The sequence below is a fragment of the Kitasatospora sp. NPDC097605 genome, from assembly GCF_040302725.1.
Classification (GTDB): Bacteria; Actinomycetota; Actinomycetes; order Streptomycetales; family Streptomycetaceae; genus Kitasatospora.
Window position 1 is genome coordinate 40,227 of sequence record NZ_JBEOSF010000010.1, and the last position, 18,656, is coordinate 58,882.

The 18,656-nt window shown below is 75.9% G+C and carries 12 protein-coding genes and 2 pseudogenes; all 14 read left to right on the plus strand.

The genetic code is table 11. From position 1 onward, the window contains the following. The first annotated feature begins 320 nt into the window (after positions 1-320). The 14 genes and pseudogenes from ABTX81_RS13930 to ABTX81_RS13995 all read left to right on the plus strand — a co-directional run bounded on the left by ABTX81_RS13930 (position 321) and on the right by ABTX81_RS13995 (position 18,641). Positions 321-743 carry a CU044_2847 family protein gene (locus tag ABTX81_RS13930; RefSeq protein WP_350544252.1) on the plus strand — a complete coding sequence of 141 codons (423 nt, stop codon included), beginning with the start codon at positions 321-323 and terminating at the stop codon, positions 741-743. Next, complete coding sequence (locus ABTX81_RS13935) at positions 740-1,714, plus strand: effector-associated domain 2-containing protein (RefSeq protein ID WP_350544254.1); 975 nt, start codon at positions 740-742, stop codon at positions 1,712-1,714. The genes ABTX81_RS13930 and ABTX81_RS13935 overlap by 4 nt, the downstream gene beginning before the upstream one ends. Beyond that, positions 1,711-2,031: a hypothetical protein gene (locus ABTX81_RS13940; protein WP_350544256.1), complete on the plus strand. Its 321-nt coding sequence runs from the start codon at positions 1,711-1,713 to the stop codon at positions 2,029-2,031. Before ABTX81_RS13935 ends, ABTX81_RS13940 begins: the two co-directional genes overlap by 4 nt. A 65-nt stretch (positions 2,032-2,096) precedes the next feature. Beyond that, the gene (locus ABTX81_RS13945) at positions 2,097-3,209 is read left to right on the plus strand and encodes a VMAP-C domain-containing protein (RefSeq protein WP_350544258.1); all 1,113 of its coding nucleotides are present in this window, start codon (positions 2,097-2,099) and stop codon (positions 3,207-3,209) included. 50 nt (positions 3,210-3,259) lie between these two features. After that, positions 3,260-4,345 (plus strand): AAA family ATPase, encoded by a 1,086-nt coding sequence (locus ABTX81_RS13950; RefSeq protein ID WP_350544260.1) that lies wholly within the window; start codon positions 3,260-3,262, stop codon positions 4,343-4,345. A gap of 5 nt (positions 4,346-4,350) precedes the next feature. After that, positions 4,351-9,123: an SAV_2336 N-terminal domain-related protein gene (locus ABTX81_RS13955; protein WP_350544262.1), complete on the plus strand. Its 4,773-nt coding sequence runs from the start codon at positions 4,351-4,353 to the stop codon at positions 9,121-9,123. Positions 9,124-9,221: 98 nt separating this feature from the next. Next, a complete protein-coding gene (locus tag ABTX81_RS13960; protein ID WP_350544264.1) occupies positions 9,222-9,722 on the plus strand; it encodes a hypothetical protein in 501 nt (166 codons plus the stop codon). A gap of 109 nt (positions 9,723-9,831) precedes the next feature. Next, positions 9,832-10,554, plus strand: coding sequence for a DsbA family oxidoreductase (locus tag ABTX81_RS13965; RefSeq protein WP_350544266.1), 723 nt, complete (start codon positions 9,832-9,834; stop codon positions 10,552-10,554). A 28-nt stretch (positions 10,555-10,582) separates the two neighbouring features. Beyond that, positions 10,583-12,001, plus strand: coding sequence for a phytoene desaturase family protein (locus ABTX81_RS13970; protein ID WP_350544268.1), 1,419 nt, complete (start codon positions 10,583-10,585; stop codon positions 11,999-12,001). 112 nt (positions 12,002-12,113) lie between these two features. Continuing rightward, positions 12,114-13,709: pseudogene (locus ABTX81_RS13975) on the plus strand (AMP-binding protein); the annotation flags it as partial. An 84-nt stretch (positions 13,710-13,793) separates the two neighbouring features. Continuing rightward, positions 13,794-14,138 (plus strand): annotated as a pseudogene (locus tag ABTX81_RS13980) (acyl-CoA thioesterase); the annotation flags it as partial. Next, the gene (locus tag ABTX81_RS13985; protein ID WP_350544269.1) at positions 14,135-16,519 is read left to right on the plus strand and encodes an oxidoreductase; all 2,385 of its coding nucleotides are present in this window, start codon (positions 14,135-14,137) and stop codon (positions 16,517-16,519) included. The pseudogene ABTX81_RS13980 and the gene ABTX81_RS13985, both read left to right, overlap by 4 nt. Then, on the plus strand, positions 16,516-17,520 hold the full coding sequence (locus ABTX81_RS13990) for a carbon-nitrogen hydrolase family protein (protein ID WP_350544271.1): 1,005 nt from the start codon (positions 16,516-16,518) through the stop codon (positions 17,518-17,520). Before ABTX81_RS13985 ends, ABTX81_RS13990 begins: the two co-directional genes overlap by 4 nt. Beyond that, complete coding sequence (locus ABTX81_RS13995) at positions 17,517-18,641, plus strand: cupin domain-containing protein (protein WP_350544273.1); 1,125 nt, start codon at positions 17,517-17,519, stop codon at positions 18,639-18,641. Before ABTX81_RS13990 ends, ABTX81_RS13995 begins: the two co-directional genes overlap by 4 nt. Positions 18,642-18,656: the final 15 nt, after the last annotated feature.

Here is an 18,656-nt window from a genome sequence, read left to right on the forward strand (position 1 = left end):
GCGACGGCGGATCGGCATCGGCGCTTCGCGTCCCGCGGTTGACGCTCGTTCCGGTGTCCCGCCGTTCCCGGCGGGAGCGTTCCCCGCCGGCGATGAACAGCTTCGCCGGTGGACCGGGGGCCGGGGAAGGTCCTGCGGCTGTCTCCCCCCGGACTGGCGCCCTTCGGACGCCATCATGCCCATGCCAATAGTTGCCGAGGCAGGGGCCTTCGGAGCCGGGAGCGGTTTCCCCGGGGACGGCCCGACTGTCCGCGCGGGCGGGTATCCTGATGCACCGTCGGGGCGGATCTTCGAGGGGGCGGGGCCCGGTGACCGAAACGGTGACGATCGATCTCGGGGACGGCACGACCGTCCGCGCCGAGGTGATCGGCGAGGTGAGCTTCCAGCAGCCGGAGGCGGCCCCGGACGAGGCGGGCGATTTCGGGGACGCCGCGTTCCGCCCGGGCCGGCGGGCCGCCGAACAGCTGGGTTCGGCGGTGCTGCTCACGCTCGACGAGGTGCGCAACACCGTTCAGGGAATCGGCCGTTGGGCGGCCGAGAGCATCGCGCAGGACGCGGCCGGCGCCCCCGACGGCTTCGAGGTCGAGTTCGGCCTCAAACTGGCGGTCAAGTCGGGACAGCTCCTCGGCGTCATCGCCGAGGCCGGCAGCGAGGCCGGGCTGACCGTCCGGCTCTCCTGGGACCTCGCGGAACGGCGCCGCCGGCCGGCCGTCACGCCGAGCGCCCCGGCCGACGCCGAGTGAGCGCACCCGCCCGGATCGGTCTCGCCGAGGCCGAGGCCCTACGCCACTGCACCGTCAGCGTCGAGATCGCGGGCTCCTTCCGCGGCAGCGGCTTCCTGGTCGCCCCGGGGCTCGCCGTCACGGCGGCGCACGTCCTCGTCGCGGTGGCGCCGCCGGCCCCGGTGCGGGTCCGGCACGCCTCCGGCGCCCACGACGTCCCGGCCGACGGCATCCGGCTGGCCCCCGCGCGGGGCGACGCCGGGAAGTTCCACCCGTTCCCCGATCTCGCCCTGCTCCCGGTGCCCGGCTGGACCGGCCACCCCGTGGCCCGGCTCGCCGCCGAGGAGGCCGAGCCGGACACCGTCCTCACCGCCCTCGGGTACTCCACCTACACCCCCGGCCACGGGCCGCAGCCCGACACCCTGGCGCTGCGGGTGGTCGGCCGCGCCGGGGACTTCGTCGGCGTGCGCGGCGACGGCATCCGCGACGGCCACAGCGGCAGCATGCTGGTCGGCGCGGACGGCCTGGTGCGGGGTGTCCTCAAGGGCAGCCGTTCCTACCAGCGGGACGAGGGCGGCTGGTACACCCCGGTCGGCGCGCTGGCCGCGCTGCTCGGCACGGCGGGCGTCGAGCCGGGCATCGGGCCGGCCGGCGGGGCAGTCGCGCCGTCCGCCACCGCCCCGCCGGGCGACGGCGAACTGGTCGCCGCCCTGATGGCCTTCCGGCTGCTGCGGCGCTCCGACGGGCGGTTCCTGCTGCTGGACGCCATGGGCCGGCGACTCGGCCTGCCGTACGCCTTCGAGGCGGACGAGCTCCCCGAGCAGCGGCTCCACCTGCACAGCGTCGTGGACGCCTGCCGGAGCTTCCGCGACGGACGCGAAGCGCTGCGGGCGCTGGTCACCGCGCTGGAGGAGCTGGCCCCCGACGACGGTGCCCTCGACGGTCTGCGCGCACTCGTCGACCGGGCCACCGGTGACCGGGTGGGCGGATGAGCGGAGCGGCGGACGCCCCACCGGCTCCGAGACCCTGGTCCGCGGAGGCGGACCGTCTGCTGGTCGCCGTCCTCCTCGACTTCCGGCAGATACCGGACCAGCAGTTCCGGCGGCGCCTGGTGGCCCTGGTGGGCCGGTCGGCGGAGGCGGCGGGCATCGAGTCGGACGTCGTCGAGAACGGCCAACCGCGCGCCCACCTCTGGAACCTGGTCGACGCCGTCGCGGCGCGCGCCGACCCCTGGGCGCGCTGGAAGCCGTCCAGGAGGCCCTGCGCACCCTGGCCCCGAACGACGGGGCGCTGCCCTGGCTGGAGCTGACCGCGCTGGCCGCGGGACGCGGCGCCGCGCCGTCCGCCGACGAACTCCTCCCGCTGATCGCCGAATTGCGCACCCTGCCGGCGCTGCCCGGACTGCACCGCCACGTCCCCGAGAACACCGGGGCGCTCCGGACCCCGGCCCCCGGGAGGACCCTGCCCGCCATCCTGTGCCGCCTCCTCGACCGGCGCGGCCCCGACATCCTCGGACCCCTTGTCGCCTTCCTCCGCGCGCTCGACGCCGACCCGGACGTCACCGGCTGCGCGGACCTCCCCGCGCTGCGGCGCTTCCTCGACACCTTCCGCGGCCCCGTGCCGGTGGCCGCGGCGACCGGGGCCCGAGAACGGCTGATCGTCCAGATCCGGCTGGACAAGGAGAGCCCCGAGCACACCGGCGACACCCGGTACCGCCTGCACGTCTCCTACTACCGTCAACCGCTGGCGGGCGGACCGTTCCGGCGGGTCGGCAGCCACAGCGACACCAAGCCGTTCACCAAGACCGAACTGCTCGACACGGGCAGCGCGCGACTGTACGTCTGGAAGGAGCTGAAGCAGGCGATCTTCCGCTCGACGGGCCCGGTCCGGATCGAGTTCCTGCTGCCGCGCTCCATCCTCGGGTACGCCGCCGAACTCTGGTCCGCCGGCCCCACCGGCCGCCCGCTGGGCCAGCACCACCCGGTGGTGGTACGGCAACTGGAGCGGTACACCGACCTGTTCCCCGACTTCCAGGTCTGGCGGGACCGCTGGGAGCACCTCGGCGTCCTGGGCACCGATCCCGCCGAGGTCCTCGGCCGGATCGGCTGGCCCTCCCTCGACCCCGCGCACGTCGCCGACCTGCACCGCTGGCTGGACGCCGACGAGAGCGTCGCCTGCCTGGGCCTCGACATCCCGTACGACCAGCTGGACCCCGAGGTGCAGTACGCCGTGGACAACGCGATGTACTTCAGCGGGATGCCGGTCCTGCTCTGGCGGCGGGTCGCCGGTGACGCGGGCCCGCTCGTGGAGGCCCTGTGCGAGCACCGCCCGACCCGGCTCGCCGAACTGCCCGACGCCGTCCACCGGTACCGAAGACGGATCCAGGGGCGGGTCGCGGACCCGGAGCACACCGTCACGCTCCTCTGGGACGACCCGGACTGCGTGGATCCCGACCAGGACTACCTCTTCCCGGGGATGGCCGGATGACCGCCCATCTCCACGGAGCCCAGACCACACGCGGCGAGGCAGGAGCGGACATGGCCGAGGACTGGTGGATCTACCAGGGCACCGGAGGTCCCCACGACGGGATCGCCGCACTCCCCCCGGCACCCCCCTGGCGGGCCTTCGGCGCCCCGGGCACCGACCCCGCGACGCTGCCCGCCCCGCCCCCGGAGGACGCCTCGGCCGGGCTGACCGCCCGCCGACTCGGCAAGGCCCGGCAGGCCGCGGCCTACCAGGCGGACGAGCGGGAGGTGCAGGCCGTCAACCTCGCCCTGCACCTGCGCCGCCCCCTGCTCATCACCGGCAAGCCCGGTGTCGGCAAGTCGACCCTCCCCTACGCGGTCGCCCGCGAGCTGCGCCTCGGCCCGGTCCTGCGCTGGCCGATCAGCAGCCGTTCCACCCTGCGCGACGGCCAGTACGCCTACGACGCGATCGGGCGGCTGCACGAGGCCGGGCTCTGGCGGGAGAAGGACCGGCGCGCCGACCGGCCCGAGGAGCGGCGCCGCTACGGTGTCCTCCGCGACCGCGCCGACCGTGAACCCCCCGCCGTCGGACGGTTCCTCCGGCTCGGTCCGCTCGGCACGGCGCTGCTGCCCTGGCGGACCCCCCGGGTGCTGCTGATCGACGAGCTCGACAAGAGCGACATCGACCTGCCCAACGACCTGCTGAACGTCTTCGAGGAGGGCGAGTTCGAGATCCCCGAGCTGTCGCGGCTCGGCCCCGGCCCGCAGGAGATCGGCACCGCCGACCAGGGCCGGACCGCGGTGGTGCGGGGCGGCGTGGTGCGCTGCGCGGAGTTCCCGCTGGTCGTGCTCACCAGCAACGGCGAACGGGACTTCCCGAGCGCCCTGTTGCGGCGCTGCGTCCGGTTGGAGATCCAGCCGCCGGACGAGCGGCGGCTCGCCGCCATGGTCGCCGCCCACCTGGGCTGGACGGCGGGAGCCTCCCCGGCGACGGTGGCACTGATCGGCGAGTTCCTGCGCCGTCAGCAGGCGGGCGCGGAACTGGCCAACGACCAGTTGCTCAACGCCCTGCTGATGGCCGGGCGCGGGCTGTGGGACGGCGAGCGGGGGCACGCGGTCCTGCACGACGTGCTGCTGCGCGCGCTCAACGAGAGCTGACGCCGGTGCGGCCGCCGGCGGAGGAGGGGCTGCGGGAGGCGCTCGCCGGTCTGCTCGACCCGGCCGGCGGCGGGCCGACGGCCGAGGACGTCGCGGACGTCCTGTGGATCGCCCGCGTGGCCGCCCGGTCCGCGCCGCCGACGGCCGGGCGGCCGCCGTCCGCCGCGGGCCGGCCGGCCCGGCCCGCTCCGCCGGCTCCGCTGCCGCCGCTTGCTCCACCGCTGCCTCCGCCTTCGGCCTCCACGGCGACGGTGGGGCCCTCCGCCCCGGTGCCGCCGCCGCGCCCTTCCCTGCCGCCGGCGCCCCCGCCACCGCGCGACCACCGGCCCGCCCCTCGGCGCGCCCCCGCGGCCACGCCCCGGCCGCCCGCCCCGCCGGCCGCCGGGCCCCGGGCCGCGCTGCACGCCCGCGAGGGCACCGCCGCCCCGGACACCCCGGGCGCCGCGGGGGCCCGCGGCGGCCACATCGTCCAGGTCACCCAGCCCGCCGCGCTCGCCGGCGGGCTCGACCTGGCCCGGGCGCTGCGTCCGCTGCGCCGCCCGGTCGACGCGCCGGGGCGGGCCACCCTCGACGAGGAGGCGACCGTCGAGGCCACCGCCGAGACGGGCATCCTCCTCCCGGCCTGGCGCCCCGCCCAGCAACCGCACTTCTCCGTCGACCTGTTGGTGGACACCGGCGCCACCATGGCGGTCTGGCACCGGCTCGCCGGAGAGCTGAGCACCCTGCTGGAGCGGCACGGCGCGTTCGCCGACGTACGCTGCTGGGCGCTCGGCACGGACGGGCCGGTGCCGACGCTCGAACCGTTCCACCGCCGCCGCCCGGTCCGGCCCTCCGAGGGGACGGCGCAGCGGGCCCACTGGTCCCGGCCGCTCGCGGACCCGACCGGCCGGCGGATCCTGCTCGTCCTCACCGACGGGGTCGGCCCGGCCTGGTACCACACCGAGCTGCCGGGCTTCCTGGCACGGGCCGTCGCCGCCCGGCCCACGGCCGCGCTCCAGGTGCTGCCCCGGCGGCTGTGGCACCGGACGGCCCTGCGCACCGCCCCCGTCGAGGCGCGGGCCGCGGTGGCCGGCCGGGCGGTCCCGGAGTTCCGTTCGGACGCCGCCCTGCCCGGCGTGCCACGCGGCGTCCGGGGAGCCGCCGACCGGGCCCGGGTCCGGTGGCTGCCGGTGCTGGAGGTCGACGCCGACTGGCTCTCCCCCTGGGCCGAGCTCACGGCCGGGCGCACCGCCGGGTGGACGCCGATGCTCGCCGCGCCGGTCGCGGGCGTGCCGCGCCCGCGGCGTCCCCCGGTCACCGCCGAGGACGGCGTCCCGCCGGGCCGCCGGGTCGAGCGGTTCCGGGCCGGCAGCTCACCGACCGCCTACCGGCTGGCCTGCCACCTGGCGGCGGCCCCGCTGAGCCTGCCGCTGATGCGGCTGGTCCAGCGGGCGACCGTGCCCGAGTCCGGTCAGACCGACCTCGCCGAGCTGTTCGTCTCCGGCCTGATCGAGAGCCGGGGCACGGCCGAGGACCCGGACGAGCAGGTCTACGACTTCCGGACGGGCGTCCGGGAGGAACTGCTCGGCGAGCTGACCCGCACCGAGTCGGTCCACGTCCTGAAGCACGTCCTCACCAGGGTCTCCGGCCGGGTCGCCGCGACCTTCGGCGGCACCCTCGACTTCCGCGCCCTGGCCACGGTCGGCCCCGACGGCTCCGGCGTCCTGCTCCCGGACCGCAGCCTGCCGTTCGCCGAGGTCGCGCTGGCCGTGCTGGCCGGTGCGGGCGGCCGGCACGCCGACCTGGCGACCCGGCTGGCCGAGGCGGTCCGGCGGCACGCGCGCGGCCCCGGCGTTCCGGTCCCCAGACCGGAGCTGCTGAACCCCGTGCTGCCGGTGCAGAGCCCGCCCGAGTTGCCGGACATGATCGGGCGGCGTGCCGAACTGGCCGCGCTGGCGGACGCCTTCGACCCGGCCCGGCCGCCGCTCGCACCCGACCGTCCCCGGCTGGTGGTGATCGCCGGCGCACCGGGCTCGGGCCGCCGCCGGCTCGTCCAGGAGTACATCGGGCGCCACGGCGGGCGGCACACCTTCAGTCACTGGATCAATGCCGGCACCGCCACGTCCCTGGCGACCGGACGCGGCTGGCTCCATGACGCGCTGACCCGGGCGGGCGAGCCCCCCGGCGAGCCGTCGCCCGACGCGCTGTGGCGGCGGCTGGCCCGGCACCGGGACTGGCTCCTGGTCTTCGACGGCCTTGCCCCGTTCAACGACCTCGACCAGGGCGCGCTCCCCTTCTCCTTTCCCGACCAGGGCGAGGGCTGCGTCATCGTCACGACCGACCGCGCCGGCGGCTGGACCGGTACGACCGCCACGATCGTCACCCTCGGCCCGCTCACCGACGAGGAGATCCTGGAGGCGCTGCGGGCCCGTCTGGGCGAGGCCCACGACCCGGCGGACCGCCGTCAGCAGGAGCGCCTGCGCGAGGTGGCCGCCCGGCTGCCGCGCGACCCGGAGTTCCTGGCCGGGTACCTGCTCGACTCGGAGCTCTCGGTGGTCCGGGCGGAGGCGGCGCGCCGGCGCGCGGCCGCGGGCGCCCCGGCCGAGGAGACCGCGGCCCCGACGTCCGGGGCGGGCGTCGCCAACGACCCGGCGGAGCCCGGGGAACCGGCCACCGCCGGCGCGGAACCCCCGCCGGCCGCGGCGGACGGGGAGGACCCGGCCGAGGCGCCCGGGGCGGGGCGCGGCCCGACCGTTCCGTCACCCGCCCCCCGGTCCTGGCACCCCGATGTGCGGATGTCCCCCGCGTTCACCGGCCGGGAGAGGGAACTCGACGAGCTGCTCGGTTTCCTCGCCCCCCGTGAATCCGCCGTCCCCCGGATCGCCCTGGTCACCGGCATGCCCGGGGTGGGCAAGTCCGAACTGGTCGTCCAGGCCGTCGGCCACGCGGTCGAACGGCGGTGGTATCCCGGCGGGACCTTCCACCTCGACCTGGCGCACCGGCACACCGGGCTCCGGCTCACGCCCGCGGAGGGCCTGAACGCCATGCTCGACGCCCTCGGCGTCGACACCTCCGAGCTTCCGGCGGCCCTGGACGACCGGACCCACCTCTACCGCCGCACGCTCACCGCGACCGCCCGGCGGGAGGGGGCGGTCCTGGTGATGCTGGACAACGTGACGAGCGCCGAGCAGGTCACCACGCTCCTGTCGTACGACGGCCGCGTGACCATCGTCGTCACCTCCCGCCGTTTCCTGCCGATCGACGCCCGCCGGTGGGACGTCGACGTACTGCCCGCCGAGCCGTCCGTCCAGCTCCTCCAGAACATGCTGCAAGCGCTCAGACCCCAGGACACCCGCATCGGCCGGGCACCCAACCAGGCACTGGCCCTCGCCGAACTCTGCGGTGGCCTGCCGATCGCGCTGACGGTCTGCGCCGGCCTCCTGGCCGACGACCCGAACCGTCCGGTGCGCTCGCTGGTCGAGCAGCTCACCGCCCCGAACTTCCACCTCGACGAGCTCCACTACGGGGCGCAGCGCCTGGACACGACCTTCCGCGAGTCGTACGCGGAACTCTCCACCGAGGAGGCCCGGCTCCTCCGGCTGCTCACCGTGTACCCGCACCCCGAACTGTCCACGGACGTCGCCGCCGGCCTCGCGGACTGCGACTTCCCGCAGGCGGACCGGCTCATGACCGCGCTGGCCCACGAACGGCTCGTCGAGGCCGCGCCGTCCGGGGACCGTTGGCGCCTGCACCCCATGGCCAGGCTCTACGCCGCCGATCAGATCCCCGGCCGCTACGGATTTCCCGCCGAGCGCGCCCGGCTGCTGCGGTACTACCGGACGCTGACCGGAGCCGCCGTCGAAGTCGCCCACGGCCCGGCCGACCCGTCCGCCGCGCGTTTCCAGGACGCCGCCGACGCGATCGGCTGGTTGCGGAGGGAACGGTCGATCCTGGTCGCGCTGATCGTCCTCGCGGCCCGGCACGATCTCGCCGAGGCCCTCGCCCTCGCCGTCCTCCTGATGCCCTTCCTCGTCGACGGAGGCCACGTCGACGATGTCACCACCGTGGCGAGGGCCGTGGTCGCCGCCGACGGCCGACGGGGGTACCGCGAGGGTGCGGCGGCGCTGCTGCGGGTCGCCGACGGCCTCCAGCGGCCGGGTCCCTACCCCTCGCCCGTCGAATCCGACCGGCGCCTCGCACACGCGCGCCTGGTCCAGCTCGTCGACGGCACGCTGACGGCGCGACAGCTGAACCTCGCCGTCCAGGTGGCGGACGACGCCCCGGGGACGGCGCTCGTCACGGTGGTGTGGCTGGGCGTCGTCCTGTCCGCCACGGAGCCCGCCGGCACGGTGGCCGAGGCGCCGGCCTCGTTCGGCGTCGACCACCTGCTCACCGTCACCGGTCCCGCCGACCCGCTCGTGAGCGCCGGAAGGGTCCTCCTGGAACTCTGGGACCGGCTGGCCGCTCACCCCCACCCGCCGGCCCCGCGGGTCACCGTCGCCGTCCACTACGGGCCGCCCCCCTCCCACCAGCCCAGGGCGGCCCAGCTGAGGAACCGGCTCGCCCGGACGCCGGACCACCCGGGAAGCCCCATCGCGGCCGTCGCCGTCTCGGAAGCGGTGTTCGGGCTGCTCACCGAACGCTTCGGCATGAACCTGGCCCTCGACTTCGATCTGATCATCCCCGTCGGGACCGAGGTCCGCCCCGACGACGAGCCGACCTACCTGTACAGCGGCGACCCCCAACTCCTGGGCGTGATGCTCTCCGACCCCACCCGGCGGCGGATCACCGGGCCCTGACCAAGGCGGCGGCGCCCCGTGGCCGGTCCGATGTCAGTGGTGTCTGATCCACTACCCCTGTACCGGAGCCACCACCGAGCAGACAGGGACCGCCGGCCATGGGCGTACTGACCGACTACTTCCGCGCGGCCGACGACGCCGCCGTCCTCGCCGCGCTCGGTGATGCCGAGGGCGGGCCGCTGGTCGGGGGCGGGCGGGCGGTGTTCGACGGGACCGAGGCGAAGGGGGTGGACCCGGACGTCGTGCTGGGGCAGCTGATAGCCGTGGTCCGGCGGGTGGAGTGGGCGGTCGACCTGGTCGGCGGGACGCCGGTGTGGCCGACCACGCCCCCGCCCGGCCGGGAGGGGCCCGCGGACGAGGACGACCCCTGGGTGACCGGGCCGTGGGTGATGAGACTCGACCGCGCGGTGCGGGACACCCTGGCGGAACTCCCGGCGGCCGAGGCCGCCGAGGCCGGCGCCCGGTGGGCGGCGGCGACGGCGGAGGAGCTGCCCGGCCTGGACGGCGAGGACCTGCGGCCGCTGGTCGAGGACCTGTCCGGCCTGGCGCGTCGCGCCCGGGAGGCCGGCGAGGACCTCTACTGCTGGCTCTGTCCCTGATAGGGCGTGGGGTGGATATTTCACTGGCAGAAATATCCACCCGATCGACGGCGTTGGCCCCGGGAGGTGTGCGGGAAGGGCCCGCACCGCCGAGAACAGGAGCGGCCCCGTGCGCGTCGAGATCTGGAGCGACATCAACTGCCCGTGGTGCTACATCGGCAAGGCGCGGTTCGAGCGGGCACTGGAGACGTTCCCCCACCGCGCGGACGTCGAGGTCGTGCACCGGTCCTTCGAGCTCGACGCCCGGGCTCCGCACCAGGCGCGGCCGGTGGTGCCGCTGCTCGCCGCCAAGTACGGGATGGGGCTGGAGCAGGCGGAGGCGGCGGAGCAGCGGATCGCGGAGACCGCGCGGGCGGAGGGGCTGGCGTACGTCCGCGCGGGGCGGGACGCCGCGAACTCCTTCGACATGCACCGGATGCTGCACTTCGCCGCCGAGCACGGGCGGCAGGCGGCGCTGCTGGACCTGCTCTACCGGGCCAACTTCGCCGAGGAGGGGTCCGCGTTCGCGCCGGGGCGGCTGGTGGAGCTGGCCGTCGAGGCCGGGCTGGACGGCACGGAGGCGGCGCGGGTGCTGGCCGACCGGGCGGCGTACGCGGACGCGGTGCGCGAGGACGAGGCGACGGCGAGCGCGATGGGCGCCACCGGCGTGCCGTTCTTCGTTTTCGACCGCCGGCTCGGGGTCTCGGGCGCCCAGCCGGCCGAGACCTTCACGGCGGCGCTGGAGCAGGCCTGGGACAGCCGGACGGTCCTGCCGCTGATCGGTGGTGGCGGGGAAGACCGGGAAGGCGGAGAGGCGTGCGGCCCGGAGGGGTGCGCGGTCCCGCAGCGCTGAGCGCCCGCGGATGCGGGATGCTGGCCGCATGAGGAGCGCGGTGGTGGTGGGCGGCGGGCCGAACGGGCTCGCCGCCGCCGTCCGGCTGGCGCGGGCCGGGGTGCGGGTGACGGTGCTGGAGGCCGCCGGGGAGGTGGGCGGCGGGGCGCGCAGCGGCGAGGCGATCGTGCCCGGGCTGCTGCACGACCACTGCTCGGCCGTCCACCCGATGACCATCGGCTCGCCGTTCCTGCGCGGCCTGGGGCTGGAGCGCTTCGGGCTGGAGTTCCGGCTGCCGGAGATCGACTGCGCGCACCCGCTGGACGACGGCACGGCCGGCGTCCTGCACCGCTCGGTCGCCGACACCGCCGCCGGACTGGGCGGCGCGGACGGCCGGCGGTGGCGGCAGCTGTTCGAGCGCCCGGTCGCGGGGTACGACCGGCTCGCCGCCGACATCATGGGCCCGCTGCTGCGCCTGCCCCGCCATCCCCTGCGGCTCGCCCGCTTCGGTCCACCCGCGCTGCTCCCGGCCTCCGTGCTCGCCCGGGCGTTCTCCGGCGAGCGGGCGCGGGCGCTGTTCGGCGGGGCGGCGGCGCACGCCTTCCAGCCGCTGCACCGGCCGCTGAGCGCCGCGATCGGGCTGGGGCTGCTGACCTCGGGGCACCGGTACGGCTGGGCGGTCGCCGGCGGCGGCTCGGGGGCGATCACCCGGGCGCTGGTCGCCCTGCTCACCGAACTGGGCGGCACGGTCGAGACCGGGGTACGGGTCCGCTCGGCCGCCGGGATCCCGCCCGCCGACCTCGTCCTGTACGACCTCGCGCCCGGCGCCGTCGCCGACATCCTCGGCGACCGCCTGCCGGCCCGGACCGCCCGCGCCTACCGGCGCTTCCGCCACGGGCCCGGCGCCTTCAAGGTGGACTTCGCCGTCGAGGGCGGCGTCCCCTGGACGGCCGAACCCGCCCGCCGGGCCGGCACCGTCCACCTCGGCGGCACCTTCGCCGAACTCGCCGCCGCCGAGCGTGCCGTCGCCGCCGGACGGATGCCGGAGCGCCCGTTCGTCCTGGTCGGCCAGCAGTACCTGGCCGACCCGGGGCGCTCGGCCGGCGACGTCCACCCGCTGTGGACCTACGCCCATGTGCCGAACGGCTACACCGGCGAGGCGACCGGGGCGATCACCGCCCAGATCGAACGCTTCGCCCCCGGCTTCCGCGAGCGGATCATCGGCCTGGCCGTCCACCGCCCCGCCGACTTCGCGGCCGGCAACCCCAACTTCGTCGGCGGCGACATCATGACCGGCGCCAAGGACGCCGCCCAGCTCCTGCTCGGCCCCCGCCCCACCCTCCACCCGTACGCCACCGGCCTGCCGGGCCACTACCTCTGCTCCGCCGCCACCCCGCCCGGCCCCGGCGTCCACGGCATGTGCGGCGCCCACGCCGCCGAGGCCGCCCTGCGGTGGCTGCGGGGCTGACCGACAACGCATGAGCGGGGCTTGGGCCGAATGCGTGTATCGCTCTCTTGACTGGCGTCATCGAAGCGCGATACTTGCCTCACTCCCGCTCGCCCGATGAGGTGGCCCGCCCATGGAGCTCTCTCCCTCTGCGCACGTGGACACGTTCTGTCGCGACAACCTTCCGCCATTCGACGAGTGGCCCGAATTCCTTTTCGAACTGCCGGAGTTGGCGTATCCGGACCGGCTGAACTGCGCGCACGAGCTGCTCGACGCGACGATCGAGCGGTACGGCCCCGACCGCCGGTGCCTGGTCACCCCGGACGGGCAGTGGACGTACGGCGAGCTGCGCGAGCGCGCGGACGCGGTGGCCCGGCTGCTGGTCGAGGACCACGGGGTGCTCCCCGGGAACCGGGTGCTGTTACGGGGGCCCAACGCCCCGTGGCTGGTGGCCTGTTGGCTCGGGGTACTGAAGGCGGGCGGGGTGGCCGTGACCACCATGCCGCTGCTGCGCGCCGGCGAGCTGACCACCATGCACACGATCGCCCGGCCCGTCGTGGCGCTCTGCGACCACCGGTTCCTGGCGGAACTGGAGCGCGCCGGGACACCCGTTCCGGTCGTGGTGCCCTACGACCGGAACGGGCCGGCGGGCCTGACCGGGGGCGGCCGGTTCGCCGCCGTGCCGACCGCCGCCGACGACGTCGCGCTGATCGCCTTCACCTCCGGGACCACCGGGCGGCCCAAGGCGACCATGCACTTCCACCGGGATGTGCTCGCCAACGCGGACACCTTCTCCCGCCATCTGCTGCGCCCCACCCCCGAGGACCTGTTCGGCGGCACCCCGCCGCTCGCCTTCACCTTCGGGCTCGGCGGCCTGGTGGTCTTCCCGCTGCGCGCCGGCGCCGCCACCCTGCTGCTGGAGCAGGCCACCCCCGAGCAGCTGGCCGTCCAGGTCCAGCGGCACGGGGTGAGCGTGCTGTTCACCGCGCCGACCGCCTACCGGGCGATCCTCGCGGCCGGGCTGGCCGACCGGCTGGCGGGGGTGCGGCGCTGCGTGTCGGCGGGCGAGCACCTGCCGGCCGGCGTCTGGGAGGCGTTCCGGGCGGCCACCGGGCAGCGGCTGATCGACGGCATCGGGGCCACCGAGCTGCTGCACGTGTTCATCTCCGCCGCCGACGCCGACATCCGCCCCGGCGCGACCGGCCGGCCGGTGCCCGGCTACCGGGCGGCGATACTGGACGACCAGGGCCGGCCGGTGCCCGACGGGCAGCCCGGGCGGCTCGCCGTGAAGGGCCCGACCGGCTGCCGCTATCTGCACGACCGGCGCCAGCGCGACTACGTCCGGGGCGGCTGGAACCTCACCGGCGACACCTATGTGCGCGACGCCGACGGCTACTTCTGGTACCAGGCCCGCGACGACGACATGATCGTCTCGGCCGGCTACAACATCGCCGGTCCCGAGGTCGAGCAGGTGCTCGCCGAGCACCCGGACGTCGCCGACTGCGCGGTGGTCGGGGTGCCGGACGAGCGGCGCGGCGCGGTGGTCAAGGCGTACGTGGTGCTGCGCGCGGGGGCGACGGGCGGGCCGGGGGCGGTCCGGGCGCTCCAGGAACACGTCAAGCGGACCATCGCGCCGTACAAGTACCCGCGCCAGGTGGAGTTCACCGAGGCACTGCCGCGCACCGCGACCGGCAAGCTGGCCCGCGCCGAGCTGCGCCGGCGGGCGGCGGCCGCGCCCGCCGCGGCGCCGGCCAGCGTGAGCACCGAGCGGAGGGTCGAGTGGTCGGACACCGACGCGGCCGGCCACTACCACTTCTCGGCCGTCCAGCGCTGGGCCGAGGCGGCCGAGGCGACGCTGCTGCGCCGGCTGGGCCTGGACGGGCTGTTCGGGCGGATCCCGCGGGTGCACTTCGAGGCGGACTACCGCGAGCGGCTCTGGTTCGGTGACGTGGTCCGCACCGAGCTGCGGGTCGAGCGGGTCGGCGGCTCCTCGCTGCACTACGCCTTCGAGGTGCACGGGCCGCACGGCCTGGCCGCCAGCGGCCGGATGTCGGTGGTGCACGCCGCGCCGCACGCCGAGGGCACCGAGCCGTGGCCGGAGCAGGTGCGCCGGGCACTCGCCGCCGCCGGGCGCCAGGAGCCGGAGGTGATCCGGTGACGGCCGGCGCCGGCCGCGTCGCGGTGATCGGCGCCGGTCCCGGCGGGCTCTACTTCGCCGCGCTGGCCCGGCAGTCGGCGCCCGAGCGGGAGATCACCGTCTTCGAACGGGACGGCCGCGACGACGCGTTCGGCTTCGGGGTGGTCTTCTCCGACGAGACCCTGGACGGCATCGCCCAGGCCGACCCCCGGGTGTTCGCCGCGATGAGCGCGGAGTTCGCCCGCTGGAGCGACATCGACGTCCGGTACGCCGGCCGGTTGCGCACCTGCGGCGGCCACGGCTTCGCCGCCCTGGACCGCAACCGGCTGCGCGCGATCCTGCAACGCCGCTGCGCGGAGCTGGCGGTGGACGTGCGCTACCGCACGCCCGCCCCGCCGGCCGGGCTGCTCGCCGAGGAGTACGACCTGGTGGTCGCGGCCGACGGCGTCAACTCGACGACCAGGGCGGCGTACGCCGAGGCCTTCCGGCCGGATCCGGACGAGCGGCGCAGCCGCTACATGTGGCTCGCCACCGACCGGGTCTTCGACGCCTTCACCTTCATCGTCGAGCGCTTCGACTTCGGCGTGCTCCAGGTGCACGCCTACCCGTACAGCGCCGAGCGGTCGACGTTCATCGTGGAGCTGGCCGAGGAGCCCTGGCGGCGGGCCGGCTTCGAGGCCCTGGCCGCACGGGAGTTCGGACGCGGCGAGAGCGACACCGCGAGCGTTCGGCGCTGCGCGGAGCTGCTCGCCGGGCACCTGGAAGGGCACCGGCTGATCCCGAACGCCTCCCGGTGGATCCGGTTCACGACGGTGCGCAACGCCACCTGGCGGCACCGGAACGTGGTGCTGCTCGGCGACGCGGCGCACTCGGCGCACTTCTCGATCGGCTCGGGCACCAAGCTGGCCCTGGAGGACGCCCTCGCGCTCGCCGCGAGCCTGAACGAACAGCCCACGCTGGACAGCGCTCTGGAGGCGTACGAGGCGGAGCGGCGCCCGGTGGTGGAGTCCACCCAGCGGGCCGCGCAGGCCAGCCTGGAGTGGTTCGAGACCATCGGGCGGCGGACCGGCCAGGGCCCGGACCAGTTCGCGTTCAACCTGCTCACCCGCAGCCGCCGGGTCACCTACGGGAACCTGCGGGCCCGCGACCCCGGCTTCGTCGCGGACGTGGAGGAGGCCGTCGCGGGCTCGCCGGACACCGGCGGCACCCCGCCGATGTTCCGGCCGCTGAAGCTGGGCGCCCTGGAGCTGCGCAACCGGGTGGTGGTCCCGCCGCTCGCCACCTTCACCTCCGCCGACTCGCTGCCGAGCGCCTTCGACCGGGCGCAGCTGACCGTGCACGCGCTCGGCGGCGCGGGCCTGGTGATCGCCGGGATGACCGCCGTCACCCCGGAGGGCCGGGCCACCGACCGCTGCCCGGGCCTGTGGAACGATCCGCAGGAGGAGGCCTGGCGCGAACTCCTGGCCGCTGTCCGGGAGGTGAGCGACACCCCGCTCGGGATCCAGCTCACCCACGCCGGGCGCCGGGCCTCGCGGGCGGTGCCGGGACCGGACGGCACCGGGCCGCCGCTCGCCGAGGGCGGCTGGCCGGTGCTCGCCGCCTCGCCGCTGCCGTGGGACGCCGGCAGTCCGCTGCCGCACGAGGCGAACGCCGTCCAACTCGCCGCCGTGGTAGCCGACTTCGCGGCATCGGCGGAGCGTGCGGCGCGGGCCGGGTTCGACGCGCTGGAACTCCAGTTCGGCCACGGCCAGCTGCTCTCCGGCTTCCTGTCGCCGCTCACCAACCGGCGCACCGACTCCTACGGCGGCCCGCTCGCCCAGCGGCTGCGGCTGCCGCTGGAGGTGCTGGCGGCGGTCCGCGCGGTGTGGCCGGCCGGACGGCCGCTGCTGGTGCGGATCTCGGCGAGCGACTGGGCGCCGGGCGGCACCACCGAGGCGGAGGCCGTCGCGATCTGCCGGGCGCTCGCGGACGGCGGCGCGGACGCGGTGGACGTCTCCACCGGCGAGGTGGTGGCGCACCAGCGGCCGCCGTACGGACGCGGCTACCAGACGCCGTTCGCCGAGCTGGTGCGGCTGGCCACCGGCCTGCCGACGGTGGCGGTCGGCGCGATCTCCCACCACGACGACGCCAACTCGGTGCTGCTGGCCGGGCGGGCGGACCTGGTGGCGGTCGGCCTGGCCCAGCTGTACGACCCGCTGTGGACCCTGCACGCCGCCGCCGAGCAGGGCTACGCCGGCCCGGGTGCGCGCCGGCCGGAGCCCTGGGCGGCGGGCAGCCGCCGCCCGCCCGGCCCGGGGACCGACCGGGTGGCGCCCCGGCTGCGGCCGGTGCGCGAGCCGGCCCCGCCGGTACACCGCCGCTGGCGGCCCGGGGCCGACGAGCGATCCGAGGAGGAGCGATGACCGAGCCCGTGGCCGCCGCACTGCGGCTGCCCCGTTTCACCGCCGCCGCCGTGCAGGCCGCGCCCGTCTACCTGGACACCGCCGCCACCGTCGACAAGGCGGTCGCGCTGATCCACGAGGCGGCCGGCCACGGCGCCTCCCTCGTCGTCCTGCCCGAGGTGTTCGTCCCCGGCTACCCCTACTGGAACTGGACGATGAACCCGGTGCAGGGCTCGCCCTGGTACGAGCGCCTCTACCGGGCGTCGGTGGACGTGCCCGGCCCGCACGTCGACACCCTGCGCGCCGCCGCCCGGCGGGCCGGAGCGGTCGTGGTGATCGGCGTCAACGAGCGCGGTCCGGACAGCCTGGGGGTGCTCCACAACACCCTGCTGGTCATCGACGCCGACGGCGAACTGATCGGCGTGCACCGCAAGTTGGTGCCGACCTGGGCCGAGAAGCTGACCTGGACGCCCGGCGACGGCAGCACCCTGCGGGTGCACCGCACGGCCGTCGGCCCGCTCGGCGCGCTCGCCTGCGGGGAGAACACCAACCCGCTCGCCCGCTTCACCCTGCTCGCCCAGGGCGAACTCCTGCACGCCGCCTCCTACATCGCCCTGCCCGTCGCCCCCGAGGACTACGACATGGCGGAGGCCATCGCGCTGCGCGCCGCCGCGCACTGCTTCGAGGGCAAGGTGTTCACGGTGGTCTCCTGCTCCACCCTCTCGCCGGAGATCGTCGAGGCGGTCGCCGGCGAGGACCAGCAGCTGCGCAAGCGACTCGCCCGCCCGCGCAGCGCGCTGTCCGGGATCTTCGGCCCCGACGGGCGCGCGGTGGGCGAGCCGCTGGTGGACGAGGAGGGCATCGTCTACGCCGAGATCGACCTCGGCCGCTGCGTGCAGCCCAAGCAGATGCACGACATCGTCGGCCACTACAACCGCTTCGACGTCTTCCGGCTGCAGGTGGACAACCGCCCGCTGCGGCCGCTCACGCTCACCCAGCACCCCCCGAAGGAGCAGCCATGAGCGACAGCCCGGACCACGACGACACCCGGATCGGCCGGGCCAGGGTCACCGACAACCCCGAACTCGCGGCCTACTACGAGGAGCTGGCCAAGGTCGACGCGGGAGCGCTGTGGACGGTGGCCAATGAGATCGAGCCCTGGTACCCGCAGCCGAAGTCGGTGCCGGTGCTCTGGCGCTACGCCGACCTGCGCCCGCTGGTCCGCAAGGCGCTCCCCCTGGTGAGGGCGGACGACGCCGGGCGCCGGGTGGTGATGCTGGTCAACCCCGGGCGCCGTGAACTCAGCGCGGCCGTCGGCCTGCTGTACACCGGCCTGCAGATCATGGGCCCCGGCGAGGCGATGACCGCGCACCGCCACCAGGCCTCCGCGCTGCGCTTCGTCCACGAGGGCACCGGCGCCTGGACGATCGTCGACGGCCAGAAGCTCAAGGTCGGCCCGCGCGACTTCGCCATCACCCCCAACGGCAGCTGGCACGAGCACGGCAACGAGTCCGGCGACGCCCCGGTGATCTGGCAGGACGGCCTGGACATCCCGCTGGTCAACATGCTCGACGCCAACTTCTACGAGGTGCACCCGGAGCTGTACCAGCGGCCCGGTCCGGTCGCCAACTCCTCGCTGCTGACGTACGGCGGCAACCTGCTGCCGTACGGCGTCGAGAAGTGGACCCGCCCCTACTCCCCGCTGCTCGGCTGGCCCTGGGAGCCCAGCTACCACGCGCTCACCCGGCTCGCCCGCGCCACCGAGGGGTCGCCCTGGGACGGGGTGATCATGGAGTACACCAACCCGGTCACCGGCGGCCCGGTGATGCCCACCATGGGCGCCCACCTCCAGCTGCTGCGCCCCGGCCAGGCCACCCGGGCGCACCGGCACACCGGCTCCGTGGTCTACACGGCGGCCAAGGGGCGCGGCGTCTCGGTGGTCGCCGGGCGCAGCTTCGCCTGGCGGCAGGGCGACATCTTCGTGGTGCCGTCCTGGGCCTGGCACGAACACGCGAACCTCGACCCCGGCGAGGACGCCTGCCTGTTCTCCTTCAACGACTTCCCGGTGATGCACTCGCTCGGCCTGTACCGCGAGGAGGCCTACCCGGACCACGACGGGCACCAGCCCACCGACACCCCGTGACCAGGAGCCCTCACC